Source organism: Sulfurisphaera javensis, from assembly GCF_041154675.1.
GTDB lineage: Archaea > Thermoproteota > Thermoprotei_A > Sulfolobales > Sulfolobaceae > Sulfurisphaera > Sulfurisphaera javensis.
This window is the reverse complement of record NZ_AP031322.1, coordinates 2,124,865-2,140,626: the sequence shown is the minus strand read 5'-3', so window position 1 is coordinate 2,140,626 and position 15,762 is coordinate 2,124,865. Positions and strand designations below refer to the sequence as shown.

At 31.7% G+C, this 15,762-nt stretch carries 26 protein-coding genes; 17 read left to right on the top strand and 9 right to left on the bottom strand.

Annotated elements, in window-relative coordinates:
- The 3 genes from folE to moaA are packed head-to-tail and all read right to left on the bottom strand — an operon-like array spanning position 1 to position 2,692.
- Positions 1-624, bottom strand: a complete 624-nt coding sequence (folE, locus tag ACAM25_RS11875) for a GTP cyclohydrolase I FolE (protein WP_369609920.1) — start codon at positions 622-624, stop codon at positions 1-3.
- A gap of 60 nt (positions 625-684) precedes the next feature.
- Positions 685-1,764, bottom strand: coding sequence for a M24 family metallopeptidase (locus ACAM25_RS11870; RefSeq protein ID WP_369609919.1), 1,080 nt, complete (start codon positions 1,762-1,764; stop codon positions 685-687).
- A complete protein-coding gene (gene moaA, locus ACAM25_RS11865) occupies positions 1,751-2,692 on the bottom strand; it encodes a GTP 3',8-cyclase MoaA (RefSeq protein WP_369609918.1) in 942 nt (313 codons plus the stop codon). Before moaA ends, ACAM25_RS11870 begins: the two co-directional genes overlap by 14 nt.
- 39 nt (positions 2,693-2,731) lie before the next feature.
- Between moaA and ACAM25_RS11860 the strand changes: the two genes are divergently transcribed.
- Positions 2,732-2,932, top strand: a complete 201-nt coding sequence (locus ACAM25_RS11860; protein WP_369609917.1) for a hypothetical protein — start codon at positions 2,732-2,734, stop codon at positions 2,930-2,932.
- Here ACAM25_RS11860 and ACAM25_RS11855 read toward each other — a convergent pair.
- The 5 genes from ACAM25_RS11855 to ACAM25_RS11835 all read right to left on the bottom strand — a co-directional run bounded on the left by ACAM25_RS11855 (position 2,904) and on the right by ACAM25_RS11835 (position 5,325).
- A complete protein-coding gene (locus ACAM25_RS11855; protein WP_369609916.1) occupies positions 2,904-3,572 on the bottom strand; it encodes a hypothetical protein in 669 nt (222 codons plus the stop codon). The genes ACAM25_RS11860 and ACAM25_RS11855 overlap by 29 nt on opposite strands.
- A complete protein-coding gene (locus tag ACAM25_RS11850) occupies positions 3,569-3,727 on the bottom strand; it encodes a hypothetical protein (RefSeq protein ID WP_369609915.1) in 159 nt (52 codons plus the stop codon). Before ACAM25_RS11850 ends, ACAM25_RS11855 begins: the two co-directional genes overlap by 4 nt.
- 38 nt (positions 3,728-3,765) lie before the next feature.
- Complete coding sequence (locus ACAM25_RS11845; protein WP_369611678.1) at positions 3,766-4,620, bottom strand: cysteine synthase family protein; 855 nt, start codon at positions 4,618-4,620, stop codon at positions 3,766-3,768.
- Positions 4,621-4,711: 91 nt separating this feature from the next.
- Positions 4,712-4,933, bottom strand: coding sequence for a sulfurtransferase TusA family protein (locus tag ACAM25_RS11840; protein ID WP_369609914.1), 222 nt, complete (start codon positions 4,931-4,933; stop codon positions 4,712-4,714).
- Positions 4,930-5,325, bottom strand: a complete 396-nt coding sequence (locus ACAM25_RS11835; protein WP_369609913.1) for a DsrE/DsrF/DrsH-like family protein — start codon at positions 5,323-5,325, stop codon at positions 4,930-4,932. The genes ACAM25_RS11840 and ACAM25_RS11835 overlap by 4 nt, the downstream gene beginning before the upstream one ends.
- A 53-nt stretch (positions 5,326-5,378) precedes the next feature.
- Between ACAM25_RS11835 and ACAM25_RS11830 the strand changes: the two genes are divergently transcribed.
- On the top strand, positions 5,379-6,380 hold the full coding sequence (locus ACAM25_RS11830; protein WP_369609912.1) for a DUF711 family protein: 1,002 nt from the start codon (positions 5,379-5,381) through the stop codon (positions 6,378-6,380).
- Between the two features lie 62 nt (positions 6,381-6,442).
- Positions 6,443-7,480 (top strand): AbrB/MazE/SpoVT family DNA-binding domain-containing protein, encoded by a 1,038-nt coding sequence (locus tag ACAM25_RS11825; protein ID WP_369609911.1) that lies wholly within the window; start codon positions 6,443-6,445, stop codon positions 7,478-7,480.
- Here ACAM25_RS11825 and ACAM25_RS11820 read toward each other — a convergent pair.
- The gene (locus ACAM25_RS11820) at positions 7,467-8,636 is read right to left on the bottom strand and encodes a nicotinate phosphoribosyltransferase (RefSeq protein ID WP_369609910.1); all 1,170 of its coding nucleotides are present in this window, start codon (positions 8,634-8,636) and stop codon (positions 7,467-7,469) included. The genes ACAM25_RS11825 and ACAM25_RS11820 overlap by 14 nt on opposite strands.
- 69 nt (positions 8,637-8,705) lie before the next feature.
- On the opposite strand from ACAM25_RS11820, the gene ACAM25_RS11815 reads away from it, so the two are divergent.
- From ACAM25_RS11815 to rpl12p, 14 genes are all read left to right on the top strand, one after another.
- Positions 8,706-9,167 (top strand): 30S ribosomal protein S19e, encoded by a 462-nt coding sequence (locus ACAM25_RS11815; protein ID WP_369609909.1) that lies wholly within the window; start codon positions 8,706-8,708, stop codon positions 9,165-9,167.
- Positions 9,168-9,171: 4 nt separating this feature from the next.
- Positions 9,172-9,525, top strand: a complete 354-nt coding sequence (locus ACAM25_RS11810) for a DNA-binding protein (RefSeq protein ID WP_369611677.1) — start codon at positions 9,172-9,174, stop codon at positions 9,523-9,525.
- Positions 9,522-9,677 carry a 50S ribosomal protein L39e gene (locus tag ACAM25_RS11805; RefSeq protein ID WP_369609908.1) on the top strand — a complete coding sequence of 52 codons (156 nt, stop codon included), beginning with the start codon at positions 9,522-9,524 and terminating at the stop codon, positions 9,675-9,677. The genes ACAM25_RS11810 and ACAM25_RS11805 overlap by 4 nt, the downstream gene beginning before the upstream one ends.
- Positions 9,678-9,681: 4 nt before the next feature.
- Positions 9,682-9,948 (top strand): 50S ribosomal protein L31e, encoded by a 267-nt coding sequence (locus ACAM25_RS11800; protein WP_369609907.1) that lies wholly within the window; start codon positions 9,682-9,684, stop codon positions 9,946-9,948.
- Positions 9,945-10,616, top strand: a complete 672-nt coding sequence (locus tag ACAM25_RS11795) for a translation initiation factor IF-6 (RefSeq protein WP_369609906.1) — start codon at positions 9,945-9,947, stop codon at positions 10,614-10,616. Before ACAM25_RS11800 ends, ACAM25_RS11795 begins: the two co-directional genes overlap by 4 nt.
- A 1-nt stretch (position 10,617) precedes the next feature.
- Entirely contained in the window at positions 10,618-10,878 is a 261-nt protein-coding gene (gene rpl18a / locus ACAM25_RS11790; RefSeq protein WP_369609905.1) for a 50S ribosomal protein L18Ae, read from the top strand.
- A gap of 5 nt (positions 10,879-10,883) precedes the next feature.
- Positions 10,884-11,336 (top strand): prefoldin subunit alpha, encoded by a 453-nt coding sequence (pfdA, locus tag ACAM25_RS11785; protein ID WP_369609904.1) that lies wholly within the window; start codon positions 10,884-10,886, stop codon positions 11,334-11,336.
- A 209-nt stretch (positions 11,337-11,545) separates the two neighbouring features.
- A complete protein-coding gene (gene ftsY / locus ACAM25_RS11780; RefSeq protein ID WP_369611676.1) occupies positions 11,546-12,490 on the top strand; it encodes a signal recognition particle-docking protein FtsY in 945 nt (314 codons plus the stop codon).
- Between the two features lie 32 nt (positions 12,491-12,522).
- Positions 12,523-12,702, top strand: a complete 180-nt coding sequence (locus tag ACAM25_RS11775; RefSeq protein WP_369609903.1) for a protein translocase SEC61 complex subunit gamma — start codon at positions 12,523-12,525, stop codon at positions 12,700-12,702.
- A gap of 11 nt (positions 12,703-12,713) precedes the next feature.
- The gene (locus tag ACAM25_RS11770) at positions 12,714-13,172 is read left to right on the top strand and encodes a transcription elongation factor Spt5 (protein ID WP_369609902.1); all 459 of its coding nucleotides are present in this window, start codon (positions 12,714-12,716) and stop codon (positions 13,170-13,172) included.
- A gap of 9 nt (positions 13,173-13,181) precedes the next feature.
- Positions 13,182-13,694 carry a 50S ribosomal protein L11 gene (locus tag ACAM25_RS11765; RefSeq protein ID WP_369609901.1) on the top strand — a complete coding sequence of 171 codons (513 nt, stop codon included), beginning with the start codon at positions 13,182-13,184 and terminating at the stop codon, positions 13,692-13,694.
- Positions 13,691-14,359 (top strand): 50S ribosomal protein L1, encoded by a 669-nt coding sequence (locus tag ACAM25_RS11760; protein WP_369609900.1) that lies wholly within the window; start codon positions 13,691-13,693, stop codon positions 14,357-14,359. Before ACAM25_RS11765 ends, ACAM25_RS11760 begins: the two co-directional genes overlap by 4 nt.
- Before the next feature lie 5 nt (positions 14,360-14,364).
- Positions 14,365-15,372 carry a 50S ribosomal protein L10 gene (locus tag ACAM25_RS11755; protein WP_369609899.1) on the top strand — a complete coding sequence of 336 codons (1,008 nt, stop codon included), beginning with the start codon at positions 14,365-14,367 and terminating at the stop codon, positions 15,370-15,372.
- A gap of 38 nt (positions 15,373-15,410) precedes the next feature.
- Positions 15,411-15,728 (top strand): 50S ribosomal protein P1, encoded by a 318-nt coding sequence (gene rpl12p / locus ACAM25_RS11750; RefSeq protein WP_052846954.1) that lies wholly within the window; start codon positions 15,411-15,413, stop codon positions 15,726-15,728.
- Positions 15,729-15,762 lie beyond the last annotated feature (34 nt).

The following is a 15,762-nucleotide window of genomic DNA, read 5'->3' as shown; positions in this document are numbered from 1 at the left end:
TTATAATAAACTTGACTTTTTTGAAACTTCTAATAGTCTAAATACGTAATTTCTCAGAGATGCATTAGTTTTAAACAAACCTCTAGTTGCAACAGACAACAGACTAGCTTCCCTATCTTTTACACCTCTCACATAAGCACACATATGAAGAGCATCTCCTATAACCATTACTCCCTTTGGATGTATATCACTGCTCATTAAGGCATCAGCAATTTGTTGGACTAGCCTTTCTTGTATTTGAGGCCTTGAAGAATAATAATTTACAATTCTTATTATTTTACTGAATCCTGCAACTTTCTTCTCTGGACCCACAATATATGCAACGTGTATTTTCCCTATAATAGGTAATAAATGATGCTCACACAGCGAGGAAAATTGTATATTCTTTACAAGAACTATTTGATCTTCCTCTTCTGATAGCCCATCTTCAGCTAAGTTAAACGTTTTTATCTGTGGTTTAGGTGTTCTTAGACCACTAGTCATTTCTATAAGAGCCTTTGCTACCCTTATTGGAGTTTCTTTTAATCCTTCCCTATCTGGATTTTCACCTAAAATTTCAAGGATCTCCTTAATTCTTTTTGCAATCTCTTCGATCATTTTTTCTTGGCTTAATGTCTCTTCCATAACAATAGTGTTATTGACTCCAATGAAATATAAATTTAAATTAAAAAGAGTACTAAAAAGTTATAAATACTTGAATGTTGTCTCAAGAACAATGGGTTTCTTCTTAGTTATAATTATTGTATCTTCTATTCTTACGCCAAATTTATTCTTTAGATATATACCAGGTTCAACTGTTATTACCATGTTTTCTTTAAGTTCTGCATCAGAAGTAGGAGAAACTGGAGGATATTCATGAACTTCAATACCTACACCATGACCAGTTGAATGAATAAAATATTTACCATATCCAGACTTTTCAATAATATTTCTTGCAGCCAAATCAACTTCAGCAGCCTTAACTCCGTCCCTCGCTCTATCGATAGCTTCTATCTGTGCTTCTAATACTATTTCATAAATTTTCTTAATTTCTAAGTTATTACCCTTTATAAATGTTCTAGTACTATCAAAACAATAATTATTATATCTCGCACCAATATCTATTACAGCATTTTGACCATCTTTTATAATTTTATCTGTAGGCACATGATGTGGAAAAGCAGAATTCTCTCCAAAAGCTACAATACTAGGAAATGCATAATCCTCTGCTCCTTCGGATCTCATCGTCATATCTATTATTCCGGCTAGCTGTTTTTCTGAAACTTCTGAATTAGTAAGTTTATCTTGAGCTATTTTCATAGACGCAGAAGTTATCTCTCCTGCTTTCTTTATTAATTCTAACTCTTCAGGCTCTTTTATTGCCCTTAATAATGAGAGATCCTTAGATAAATCAACTATTTCATATTTATTGAAATAATTATAAAAAGTACTAGAAGTATTCTGAATGTCAAGGCCTATTTTATTCTGGTGAACATAACTAAAGATCGCATCTTTTAGATTACCTTTTATAATTTTATCTCCCGTAAATGTAGTACTATATGCAACTACATCAATGTCCTTAATTTTCTCTTCAGCTCTATACAATTCTAATAAGGGTACTATAAGGGTAGGAACTCCATCACAATAAACTAGTGCAACAAAGTTTCCAATATCAGTGCTTATATAATCATATCCGGTAAGATAAAATATAGAAGCTGTATTACTTATTATAGCACATTTTAGGTTCTTCTCTTCAAGGATTTTTTGAAGCTTATGAAGTCGCATAAGGCTCTACCTTAAATTTAAAGTTAGGCTCTCTTATAGCTATTGCTATTTCATATGCCTCACGTAGTAGTTCATTCTTTTTATCTTCTGAATAATTGCCTCTTAAAATATCAATAATATCAATTTCTTTGTCTTGCCTATATAAGCAAGTTTTTAGCTTGCCGTCAACTGTTAGTCTTATTCTATTACAGCCAGCACAAAATATTGGATTTGCATAAGGCTTTATCACTTCTATAACTAAATTCCCTATGTAATATCTAGGTCTAAAATGCTTATTCCTAATTTCCACTTTTTCTGCTTTTTCTCTCAATATTTTTTCTATGCTTTCTAACTTTTCATGGTAAGAGAAGACGTTCCTTCCTAAACCCACAGGGTGAAGTTCAATAAGATGTAACTCATCCACACCAATTTCTCTTGAAAATTCTATTATTTTTTCTAATTGAGTAATATTCTTCTTAGTAACTACAAAGTTAAGTTTTAGTGGTCTTAAACCAGCTTTAAGAGCTTCCTTTATTCCTTCAATTACTTTATCTAATGCATCAACGCCAGTGATTTCTTTAAATAAATTCTTATCTAGCGAGTGAAGACTAATATTTACTCTATCAAGACCAGCTTCCTTTAATTTCCAGGCTAATGAACGTAAAAGTACCCCATTAGTAGTCATTGATATTTCTCTAATTCCTACCATTTTTAATTCTCTAATAATTTCTATGAGATCTCTTCTTAAAGTGGGCTCACCACCAGTCAGTTTAACGGATTTTATTCCATATTCCATTCCTACTTTTGCAACCAAAGAAATTTCTTGTGGAGTTAACAGTCCTTGAGCGTTATCTTCACCTTCCATATGGCAGAAAAAGCATGAGAAATTACATGTATGTGTTAATGTTACTCTTAAGTCCTCTATTGGTCTCCCAAATCTATCAATCATTACATTTATTATCGTTTTCGAAGGTATTAAAACTTGAATATGAAAAGTGAACTGTTATGTCCAAAATGCAATATAAGAATGGATTTTATTGCTGAAGCAGAAAATAGCAGCGATGGAAATAAAGTAGTAAGATACTTTTATCGATGTCCTGCCTGCGGTACAAGAATAAATGATGAAATCATAAATATAAAAAAGGAAAATGAATCCATAATTATAAAAATTTCTCAACAACTTTTTTAAAATAATTATAATGCGTAAAAGGAATTAATGTGAGTATAGGTAAGTTGTTAAAATTAAGAAGTTCTTTTGCTATTTCCTTATTCAATGCGTATCCCTCTAATACTGCATCGTAATTTTCATAGAAGAGATAAGGATCTTTTATAAACTTGTATGACATCGAAAATGCTAAGACTAATAAATCCCAAGCAAAATAAGAAATATTACTAGTTTGTATTGATTGTTCTGCATCAATTACACTTATTTTCTCATTATAAACAAAATTTTCGATTTTTGTATCCCCAAGTGCAAAGTTCTTTTCATGAATATATCTTAATGCATCTCCTAATTCCCTAAATTGCTCCTTTTGTACTATTTCGTTTCCATCAATAAAATTTCTATACAGACACAAAGTTTTTACATCAAAATCTATTATATTAGGAACTTTAATTTTATCTCTCCAGTTAAATGTAAAAAAATTAATTTCCCTATTCATTCTCTCTAAAGGATCAGAGGTATATGGGTATCTCCTAAATGCTGGAGAAATCAAATACCATTTAAATGAAGTAGAGGAACTATAGCACTTAACTACTACTCTTCTATCATCAATATCTATTAATCGTGTTTGAGAATAAAGACCTCTAAAGAAATCTTCTAATTTCATTTATTATCTATTTTACCTTTCACTCTTATTAATTCGCCGTCGTCATAAACTTCTTTTTCTTTCATATTTATTAAATCATTTAGATTTATATTTCTTGGAGAAAAATCTAATATATCTCCATTTTTATTAAAAATAACTATTACTTCAGTAGCCACGGATTATAACTTACATGAAAAAACATTTATAAAATTAATCATACGTAACTCCCTAGTTCATTTACATATTTATACGCATCATCTGGGAATATTAAAACAGTAACTTCCTCCTCGTCTTGTTTAGCAATTTTCTTATAAGCTGAAACAGTAGCCCCGGCACTCAAACCTATTAAAATTCCATCATTCCTAGCAACATCTATAACTCCTTCTATAGCTTCCTTTAATTTTACTTCAACAATTTTATCAATTTTAACCATATTAAGGAATTTATTCTCTTTATCTTCAGTAACCCTTTTTATTCCTGGAATTCTTTCCCCTTGAGCTGGCTCTACGCCTATAATTTCTAGGTCATCTCCATATTTTTCTTTAAAATATTTAGCAATTCCTACTATATGACCCGCAGTTCCCATAGTAGCAATAATCCTCTTTATTTTTAATCCTATAGAACTCATTTGTTTATCTATTTCTTTTGCTGTAGTCTCATAATGTGCTAATACATTAATCTCGTTATGAAATTGATCTAAGTGAGTATAACCATTAAATTCACTAAGTTTCTTTACTAAAGGCAAAAGCTCATTTGTCGAATTACCAGCACTTATAACATTTGCTCCTAATATCTTCATTAACACTTTAAACGAAGAAGGAGCAGTAGCTGGGATAAAAGCGGTAAAATTTATCTTAAAAATTGAGGATAAAGCTGAAAGTGCTATCCCAGTATTGCCGGAAGTGGCTTCAACTAAAGATTTCACGTTTCTCTTTATTGCTTCCTTAAATAAGAATAGTGCTGTCCTATCTTTTATACTATGACTGAAGGGATTGTAAAACTCTAATTTAGCCCAAACATTTTTACCTAAACTCAATTTAAGCATTGGTGTTGGCCACATTCCTTCCATTAATTCTATAGGGTTTTCAAAAACGTGAAGCTCTCTTGATGACACAATATTGACCGCCTAATTATTCTAAGTAAATAATTACTTAAAAGCATTATTTTTCCTTTAAAACTCTTATTTTTATTACAAACTTGCTTCCTTCTTTCTCCCATCCTTCATATTGATTTCCAGTTTCATCACACCACCTCTTTAATTCTTGAACAGCTGCTTCCCATTTAGTTTTAACAATTATTTCTTCACCATTTTTAGCTTCTCTAAAAGCTCTTAATACTTGAACTAGAACTACAGGACAAACATCATCTGAATCTATTATCATAAAGAAATCACCACATCAGCTTCCCTAGCTTCAGTTAAAAAAGTAATACTACCAGACAATTTTACACCATCTATTAAGTCCTCTTTTTTAGCTCCTATTATTTTCAAACCAACCTCATCAACAAAAAATTCTACTCCTTCCTTCAAGGCCTCTTCAAACATCTTGTCAGCATCTGTTATTTTTAATCTTTTCATTTGCCAATTTAAAAAAAGTCTTGCAAAGAAAGGCATAGAGAATTTCTTTTTTGAACCTTTTATAAAAAGTCCTACAGCTTGTGAAGTTACAAAGACTTTTACGTTCCATCCTAATGCCTTTGCTGATAAGGATAGTGTGAGAGCATGGTACATTGCATCAAGATTATTGTTAGAAACGAGAATTACAAGTTTTTGCATATGTAGTAAATGAGTAAGCAAAAATAAAATATTTGCCAGATATAATCGTACACATGAAAATAAGAGCCTTAGCAATATTTGTAACTAATTTTGATAAAAGTAGGATAGATTATTATGTACAAAGACTGAATGAAATAAAAGATGAAAAGATTTGGACAAAGAGAATTGCATTACCTCCAACTCCTAAAGATCTTCCATTAGATAAAATAACAGAGCTTTTGCCAAACTCAAGAGATGTGATATTTTCAGCAATTCATCTTAGATCTAACGATAAAAGAGTAAAAGACATTTCTAATATCTTGCAGACAAGTAAGTCATTATACGCCTCTATTCTTCTTAGTAAAGTTGAAGATTCCAAAGAAATAGCCAATTTTATCTATTCTTTAGAGCCAGAAATAGCCACAAGAATAGCTGTTTTAATTTATGATGATTTTCTTCTGACTCCTTATTTCCCCGTAGGCTCTGCAAATACAATAGCTGATTCTCTAGCAATTTCAGTACTTTACGCAAAAGATTACTTAGAAGGTAAAATTAACAAAAGCATAGCTGAAGCAAATGAATTCGGAATAAAATACTCTAAACAACTACAATTACGATATCTAGGTATTGATATATCTCTGTCACCATGGATGAATGAAAGTGTAGCTGAAATAATCGAAAATAAAAGTGGAAAGTTATTTTCGCACGGAAACACTTACGCTGTTTTCCAAATTAACAGAGAGATATTTAATATTGCATGGCAACTTAAAGTAACTCCTATAGGTTTTTCTGAAACAATGCTACCTATTGCCGAAGACCTAATTCTAATGAAAAGAGTCGAAGAAGGAAGCCTAAAATTGCCAAATCTCCAACAATTAACCTTTGCATGTGTTGCTGGTTTAGATATGGTACCAATTCCTAGAGATAAAGATCTATATTATAATATACTTTTAGATAGCATAGCAATACAATTTAATAAAAGAAGACCATATGGAATAAGAATTATTCCAACAACTGGATCAGGTTATATATTTATTAATGATTATGGCAAAATACCCGAGATTAAAACTATCTGATACCCATTTAAACTACTTTTATAAACTTTGAAATATATATAACACATAGTATAGTGATAAAAATGGAAGTACGTAGGGTTCAAAAATTTGGAAAATCTACATTAATGGTTTCCCTACCAGCAGAATGGGTAAAGGAAGTAGGGTTAAATGCTGGAGAAAGTGTTTACTTAGAAGTTGATGAAGATGGAAGTCTAAAAATCTATCCTCCTAATATGAAATTACAAGGATCTCCTAAAGAAATAAAAGTAGTAATTTCTAACTTAGTCATGCCAGAAATAATCACGAGAATAATATATGGACTTTACATATTAGGTTTCGACAAAATAGAAATAGAAAGTAAAGAGAAGCTTTTTAATGAGGATTTACTGAGAAAAATTAAGGAATCAGTAAGAAGCTTAATAGGATTTGAGATTACAGTCCAAAATATTGACTATATTCAAATACAATCGTTCTTGGACCCTACAAAATATACTATGAATAGCCTACTCAATAGACTTATAAATAACCTAAAACAAATGTTACATTACCTTAGTTTAGGTATTAAAGAAGGTAGTAGAACATTTCTTCAAGAAGCGATAGAATTAGAAAAAGAAATTGATAGATTGTACTATTTGGCATTAAGACAACTTATCTTATCACAATCAAATAGAAGCTTAGCTTATATGATAGGAGTAAAAAGAATACAATTAATAGGAAATAGAATATTAATAAAAGCTATAGAAGAGGCAGCCGATGAAATAAGTGAAGCAGCAAACGATTTATTAGCTTTACCACCACAAGACCTAGAAGAGCTAAAGAAATATTGGTCACAATTTAATGATTTAATTGAACAGTCAACAGTTATAATAGATCATGCTATCAAACTCCTTAATAAAGAAGATATAAAATTAATAAATGAAGCTATGGAAGAGTTAAGAACTCTTAGAAGAATATTAATAGCTGAAGCTACAAAAAATGATTCAATAAATAATTATAGATTAATTATAGTGATAAGAAGCGTAAATCTAAGGTTATATAATGCTATAAGAAGAATGGAGCCAATAGTAGAAATAGCATTCAATAGAAGTTTAGAGAATACAAAAGAAGTTATTGTTGAGTAATTTTCTTCAATTGACTAAGAACATACTCCCTAATTTCTTTTATTGAAGGTAAATTTCTTATTAATTTTCCATTTTCCATATATTTTACTAAAAGGGGAGTACAGCCTTCGGAAAGTGGCTTTTGATCTAAAAGCGTAATGATATCATTGTCTGGAGTAGGACCACATCTATACACTTGCTTTGCCCCAGGCCATTTACCTCTTTTGGTATAAGGAACCCACTTACCATCAGCGTACTTTTCAACTATATCAGCACTAAAATCTACACTAGGAGGAAATGCTATACTAGTCCCAACACCAAATCCATCAACCAAATCTTTTAAATTAATTACGTCCTCTTCGTCAATTCCACCACTAACTATAATCTTTACATTATTATAACCATGAATATTTAAAGTCCATCTAACCTCTTGTATAATTTTCCTAAAGTTACCTCTTCTGCTAGAAGGTGTATCTAACCTAATACCATATATTCTATCCTTTAAGGCTTCTGCTGCTTTAAGTGCCTCTGTTCTTTCGTCTTCAAATGTATCAGCTAAAATTATTCTAGGTACGTTAGGGGGCATAGCTTCATCAAACGCTTTCCAAGCTTTTACATTATCACCTACAACAAGCATTAATGCATGAGGCATTGTACCAGATGGTTCAATGCCAAAATATTCTCTATCAAATGCTCCAGAAATTCCATCACAACCACCTATATAAGCTGCCCTATCAGCCATTGGAGCTATTGCAGGATGTAAAGCCCTTAACCCAAAGAATAATACTGTTTTATCCATCGCTAAACTCTTAATTCTTGCAGCCTTAGTTGCTATACTAGAAGAGTGTCTTAATATACCCAAAAAAGCTGTCTCATAAACTCCAAAGTCTAGATAATTTCCTTCTATAATCATAACCGGTTCTATCTCTTTAAAAAGAGTGCCCTCTGGCATAGCATATACATCAACTGGTTTGCCTTCGAAAAGTCTAAGAACTTCCTCTAATCCAGCAAAAACAGCCCATTTATATCCTTGTGGTAAACCATAGGAGTGAACTTCCATTCTAACTCTAGCATTAGTTACACCTAAATGCTTAAGCGTTTGCTCAGTCCTTTCAAAATAAATATCGGTTATTTTACCGGAAAGTATCTCCTCTTCTGAAGCAATGTAAAATTTCATACCAACTCGTTAATTAAAAAGACAAGTTAAATTTTAAACCTTCGATAGACGATCATATACTGAAAATTCATGATAACGCCTAAAATGGTTCCAGCAGATGTTTTAATTCCTAGACTAGCTCAGTATCTTAAAGATAACGTAAAAGAATTACAACCTCCAGAATGGTCTTATTTCACAAAGTCTGCCAGTTTTAATGAAAGAGTCCCAGATAATCCAGAGATCTGGTGGTATGTAAGAGCAGCTTCTTTGCTTAGAAAATTATACTTCTTAGCCCCCTTAGGTGTAGGAGAGACACAAAGACTTTACAGTGGATTAAAGAGAAGAGGATCAAAACCACCAAAAACTGTTAAAGCACCAGGTCATGCAAATAGATTAATATTTCATCAACTAGAAAAAGCTGGATTAGTTATAAGAACCAAAAAAGGTAGAGTATTGTCTCCTAAAGGAAGGTCACTTTTAGATAAATTATCATACGAAATGTTTAAAGAGTTGGCAGAGAAAAAACCAGAGTTGAGAAAATACTTAGAATGAGGTGATTAATATGAGTGATGAATATGATGCAGAATTAGAGGAGTTGTTAAGAAGAAAAGCGTTAGAACAACAAAGAAAAGCGTTAGAAGAGCAACAAAGAAAAGCTGAACTAGAAGCAAAAAAGGATGCAATATTGAGAGTCATTTTGACTCCGGAAGCTAGACAAAGATTATCTAATGTAAAATTAGTTAAACCAGACTTAGCTGAAGCAATAGAAAACCAGTTAATTGCATTAGCTCAAGCTGGAAGAATTCAAGCACCTATAACTGATGATGAATTAAAAGAAATTTTAGCCCAATTAACTAACCAGACAAGGAAAGATTATAAAATTACAATTAAAGAAAGGGGTTGGAAATGAGCAAAAACAAACCGTTAGGAAGAAAATTAAGGTTAGCTAAGGCATTAAAAAGCAATTCCCCAGTCCCAGCTTGGGTAATTATAAAAACTAATGGTAAATTTAGATACAATTTACATAGAAGAGATTGGAGAAGAAATGATCTAAAGGTGTAAAAAAATGAAGGAGAAAGACAATTTTGAAATGACAATTAATTTCAAAAGAGTAATAATGGGAAGAAGAAATACAAGGACAAAGAGAGCTATCAAGTTAATTAGAAATATAATTCAAAGACATTTTGGTGCTGAAAAAGTCATAATTGACCCAATTTTAGCAAAAAGTATAACATATAATGGGAAAGACAGAATAGTAAGGAAAGTTAGAGTAGCTGTTAAAAAGATAGGAGAAAAAACATATTTAGTTAGACTTGCATTAAAGAGTGAATGATCATAGATAAGTTAACTATTTTTGGAACAGATAATATTGGAATATATCTTTTTACTAATGATAAATATACTATTGTCCCTAAAAATATAGATATAGAAACAATTAAAAAAATTCAAGAAACGTTAAAAACAGAAATAATTCAAACTACCATTGCGAGAAGTTTTCTAATAGGTATATTTGTGGCTGGGAATAATAACGTAATACTACTTCCTAAAAATGTTGACGATGAAGAAGTTAAGAAAATAAAAGATATTGCTAGAGATGTTAGGGTCGAAGTTCTAGATATCAAACCTACTGCCCTAGGAAATATCATCTTAGCAAACTCTTATGGAGCTTTAGTTTATCCAGAACTTACTACTATAGAATTTAAAAAAGTAAAAGAGAGCCTTGGAGTTAATAATATAGAAAAAGGAACAATAGCTAACATTATAACTGTTGGTTCTGTAGGAGTTGTGACAGATAAAGCTGGATTAATACACATAGATGCAACAGAAGATGAAATAGATAAACTAAGCAAATTATTTAAAGTTAAAATAGATACTGGCACAGTTAATTTTGGTAGTGTATTTATCCATAGTGGTCTAGTAGCAAACAAAAATGGAATTCTAGTAGGAACAGCAACAACAGGACCAGAGATTTTAAGAATCCAAAGAGCTTTTAGTGATTGAGATGAGTGAAATCAAAACTTACTTAATAAGAGCAATTGCAACATTTAACGCTTCGCACTATCCAACACAACAAAAAGTAGTAAAATATGTAAGAGCATTAAATGAAAAACAAGCGATAGAATATTTATATTCATACCTAGGTAGTAAAAATAAAATAAAAAGATATAATATAAAAATACAAGAGATAAAGGAAGTACCAATTGAACAAGCTAATGATAAAACGGTAAAAGATTTAGCAAAGTTAAGCAAAATAATTATGTGATATTTATGAGTAATGAAGAAAACCAAAACGTAGTAGTCTCACTAGAAGATTTACTAGCTCAAGCTGATGCACTAAAAAAATATATTGATTATTTGCAGAAGACATATGCGGAACTTCAAGATAATATTATGTCAATTGACTCATCATTACAAGCATTAAAAGAATTACAGAACAATCAAGAATTATTAATGGTAGGAGATAAAAAAGGAAATATTATATTTAAGGTTCAAGGAGTTGATAAAGCCAAAGTTTTAGTTCATCTAGGCCTAGAATATTATGCTGAAGTAGACCCAGAATTTGCTACTAAAGTTCTTAGTGATAAAAAGGCTGAACTTAGTTCATTATTAAGTAACGTTGAAAAAGAATTAGCTAAGTCTTTAGAAGCTTACAAAGAAATTGCAGATATATTGAATCAAGCACAACAACAACTTCAAGCTCAACAAAGTAAAGGTGGATAATTTGTTTTGATAAATTAAAGAAAGCTTTTAATAATCTCCTAGATAAATTTAAAGGTGAATCTAAACAAGAAGAACAATCACAAACATCAACTACTCAATCTGAACAGACTATTAAGGAAGAACAATTAGCAAAACAAGAAGAACAACAACCTAAAACCATTAAAGAGCCTCATATTGCTCAAACAGCTCAACAACCAGCTCCTCCAAAAATTGAAGAACCTCAACAAAAGACAGAAGAAAAACACGTTGAACAACAAGAAGAAACCAAGAGATCAAAATTCTCATTTTTTGATTTTATTAGATTTAAAACTATAAAGGAAGAAGATATTCAAGATATACTAGAAGAGCTTAGATATCAATTGTTAGAGTCAGATGTATCTTATGAAGTAACAGAAAAAATACTAGATGATTTAAAAAATGTTCTAGTAGGTAAAAAAGTACAGAGAAGTGAAGATTTAGAAAAATTAGTTATTAATTCATTAAAAAAATCAATAGAAGAAATACTAACAAAAAATCAGAGAATAGATATAATAGAAGAAATAAGAAGAAAAAATAAGAAACCTTATGTAATAGTCTTCTTTGGAGTAAATGGCGTTGGAAAAACCACAACTATAGCAAAAGTTGCGTATATGTTAAAGAAAAATAAACTCTCATGTATAATTTCTGCCTCAGATACTTTTAGAGCCGCAGCTCAAGAGCAACTATCCTATCATGCATCTAAACTCGAGATACCTCTTGTAAAGGGAAAATATGGAGGAGACCCCGCAGCAGTTGCTTTTGATGCTATAAATTCGGCAAAAAGTAGAAATATAGACGTAGTTCTAATTGATACTGCTGGAAGAATGCATATTGACCAAGACTTAGTAGCTGAATTAAAGAGAATAGTAAAAATTGCTAAACCAGATTTGAGAATTCTAGTATTAGACTCTTTAGCTGGCAATGATGCTTTAGAACAAGCTAAATATTTCGAAGAAAACGTAGGATACGATGCAGTTATTCTAACAAAAGTAGATGCTGATGCTAAAGGAGGAATAATATTGTCATTAGCTTATGAACTCAATAAACCTGTTGCATATCTTGGAATAGGACAAGATTACGATAGCCTAATCCCCTTTGATGCGGAATGGTTTATAAAAAGGCTTTTCAGTAGTTAAAGTTAATAACTATACGATAAATTATATCGTATATGAGTCTTTCACAAAGAATTAAGAATTTACGTGAAGATTGGAAGAGAATAATCTCTGTAGCTAAAAAACCAGAAAAAGATACACTTAATCAGAGTATTAAACTTACCTTACTTGTTATGGCAATTGTAGGGATAATAGCTTATATTATCCAATTAACAGTAGCTCTATTACTCCATTAGGGTAGGAAAAAATGGAAAAGCCAAGGTTCAGTAATTATTATGCTGTAAGGGTAACTGGCGGACAAGAAATAAATGTAGCTTTAATGATAGAAGAAAGAATAAAAACAAATAATATAAAGGAAGTTTATTCTATAATAGTTCCCCCTAACGTTAAGGGATATGTGATTTTAGAAGCTTCTGGTCCGCATATTGTAAAACTGATAGCTACCGGCATAAGACACGTTAGAGGTTTTACACATGGACTAGTTCAAAGAGAAGATATAGTAAAATTTGTCTCTAAGATAACCGTAGCCCCTGCATATAAAGCAGGAGATTTAGTTGAAGTAACCTCTGGACCATTCAGAGGAATGCAAGCCCAAGTAGTAAGAATAGATAGTGCTAAAAATGAAGTAGTTTTAAATATTTTAGAATCATCTTTCCCCTTACAGGTTACAGTTCCAATAGATCAAGTAAAACCTGTAAAGAAATAGGTGAAATAAATGCCTACAAAATCAATCAAAATTGTAGTTGAAGGAGGAAATGTAAAGCCAGGCCCACCTTTAGCTCCAACTCTTTCACAATTAGGCCTTAATGTAGGAGAAGTTGTAAAGAAAATGAACGATGCTACTTCTCAGTTTAAAGGTATGTCAGTTCCAGTAACTATTGAAGTTGATACTGACACAAAGAAATATGATATAAAAGTTGGTGTTCCCACTACAACATCACTATTATTAAAATTCGCTAATGCAAACGAACCCTCAGGAGACCCAGCACATAAAAAAGTTGGAGATATAAAATTTGAGGACGTAATTCAAGTTGCAATAATGAAAAAGCCACAAATTACTGCTAAGACATTAAAAGCTGCAGTAAAGTCAATCTTAGGTACAGCTTATTCTATAGGATTAACTGTAGATAAAAAAAATCCTAAAGAATTAGTAAAAGCTGTGGATGAAGGTAAATATGATGATTTATTAGCCAAATATGAACAAAAATGGAATGAAATAGAAGGGTGAATTTAATGTTAGCCAACAAAGATAGTTTAGTAGAAGCATTAAAACTTGCACTTAGCCCAGAAAATAATCCAAAAAGAAACTTTACACAAAGCGTTGAACTTATACTTACATTCAAAGGCATTGACATGAAAAAAGGAGAGTTAAAGCTTAGAGAAATAGTGCCATTACCCAAAGAACCTTCTAAACCGAGAAAAGTTCTCGTTATCCCCGCTTTTCAGCAAATCGAATCAGCTAAAAAAGCTGAACCTAATGTTTTACTTACGAGAGAAGATCTACAAAAATTACAAGGACAAAAAAGAGCTATTAAAAAATTAGCTAGACAAAATGATTGGTTCTTAGTATCACAAGAATCAATGGCTCTAGTAGGAAGAATTTTGGGTCCAGCACTAGGACCAAGAAATAAATTCCCAACACCATTACCAAACACAGCAGATGTTACTGAATATATACTAAGATTCAAAAGATCAACTATAGTAAGAACAAAAGATCAACCACATGTCCAAACATTTATAGGTACAGAAGACATGAAACCAGAAGATTTGGCTGAAAACGCTATGGCAGTACTCAATGCTATTGAAAGCAAAGCTAAAGTTGAAGCTAATTTAAGAGCGATATACGTAAAAACTACTATGGGTAAGATAATTAAAGTAGAATTTAAGAAGTGATATAAATGGCAGTAGTCACCCAAGAAAGGAAAATTGCAAAATGGAAAATTGAAGAAGTAAAAGAACTAGAGCAAAAACTAAAAGAATATCACACAATTATAATCGCTAGTATTGAAGGATTCCCCGCTGATAAACTACATGATATTAGGAAAAAGATGAGGGGAATAGCTGAAATAAAAGTAACTAAGAACACCCTCTTTGAAATTGCATCAAAAAATGCTGGAATTGACATTTCTAAATTAGAAAAATACCTTACTGGACCAAACGTGTTTATATTTACAAACAAAAATCCATTTGAAATTCAACTCTTCTTATCCAAATTTAAATTAAAGAGATATGCAATGCCTGGGGACAAAGCTGATGAAGAAGTAGTTATTCCTGCTGGAGATACTGGAATGCCAGCTGGCCCAGCATTAAGCATATTTGGAAAACTTAAAATAAAAACAAAAGTACAAGATGGGAAAATACATGTAGTTCAAGATACAGTAATTGCTAAACCTGGAGACCCAATACCACCAGATGCTATACCAATTTTACAAAAATTAGGAATAATGCCAGTACACATAAAGTTAAACATAAAAGCAGCTTACGATAATGGGCTTTTAATTCCTGGAGAGCAATTAGTTATCAATCTAGATGAATATAAGACAGATATTGCCAAAGCCTATCACTCAGCTTTTGGATTAGCCGTAGAAATAGCGTATCCAATACCAGATGTACTAAAAGTCTCTGCAGAGAAAGCAGCAAGAAATGCCATTACATTAGCCTCAGAAATTGGTTATTTAACACCAGAAACTGCTCAAGCTGTATTCTCTAAAGCAGTTGCTAAAGCTTATGCATTGGCTTCAGCAATAAGTGGAAAAGTAGATTTAGGAATTCAGGTACCTCAAGCTCAACAAGCAGCACCAGCACAACAAGCTGAGAAGAAAGAAGAAAAGAAGGAAGAAGAAGAAAAGAAAGGACCAAGCGAAGAAGAAATAGGCGGAGGATTAGCAAGCCTCTTCGGTGGATGAGTTTAAATATTAGTTTATAACTTTATGGTGTGATAAATATGGAATACATATATGCGAGTTTACTCTTACATTCAGCAAAGAAGGAAATAAATGAAGAGAATTTAAAAAATGTATTAACTGCAGCTGGAATAACAGTAGACGAAGTCAGATTAAAGGCTGTAGTAGCAGCCTTAAAAGAAGTAAACATTGATGAGGTTTTAAAGAATGCTACAGCAATGCCAGTAGCAGTAGCTGCAGCACCCGCAGCAGCACCAGCACAACAAGCTGAGAAGAAAGAAGAAAAGAAGGAAGAAGAAGAAAAGAAAGGACCAAGCGAAGAAGAAATAGGCGGAGGATTAGCAAGCCTCTTCGGATAAAAATCTTTTTTAATGCAAACTCTTTTAACCCTCT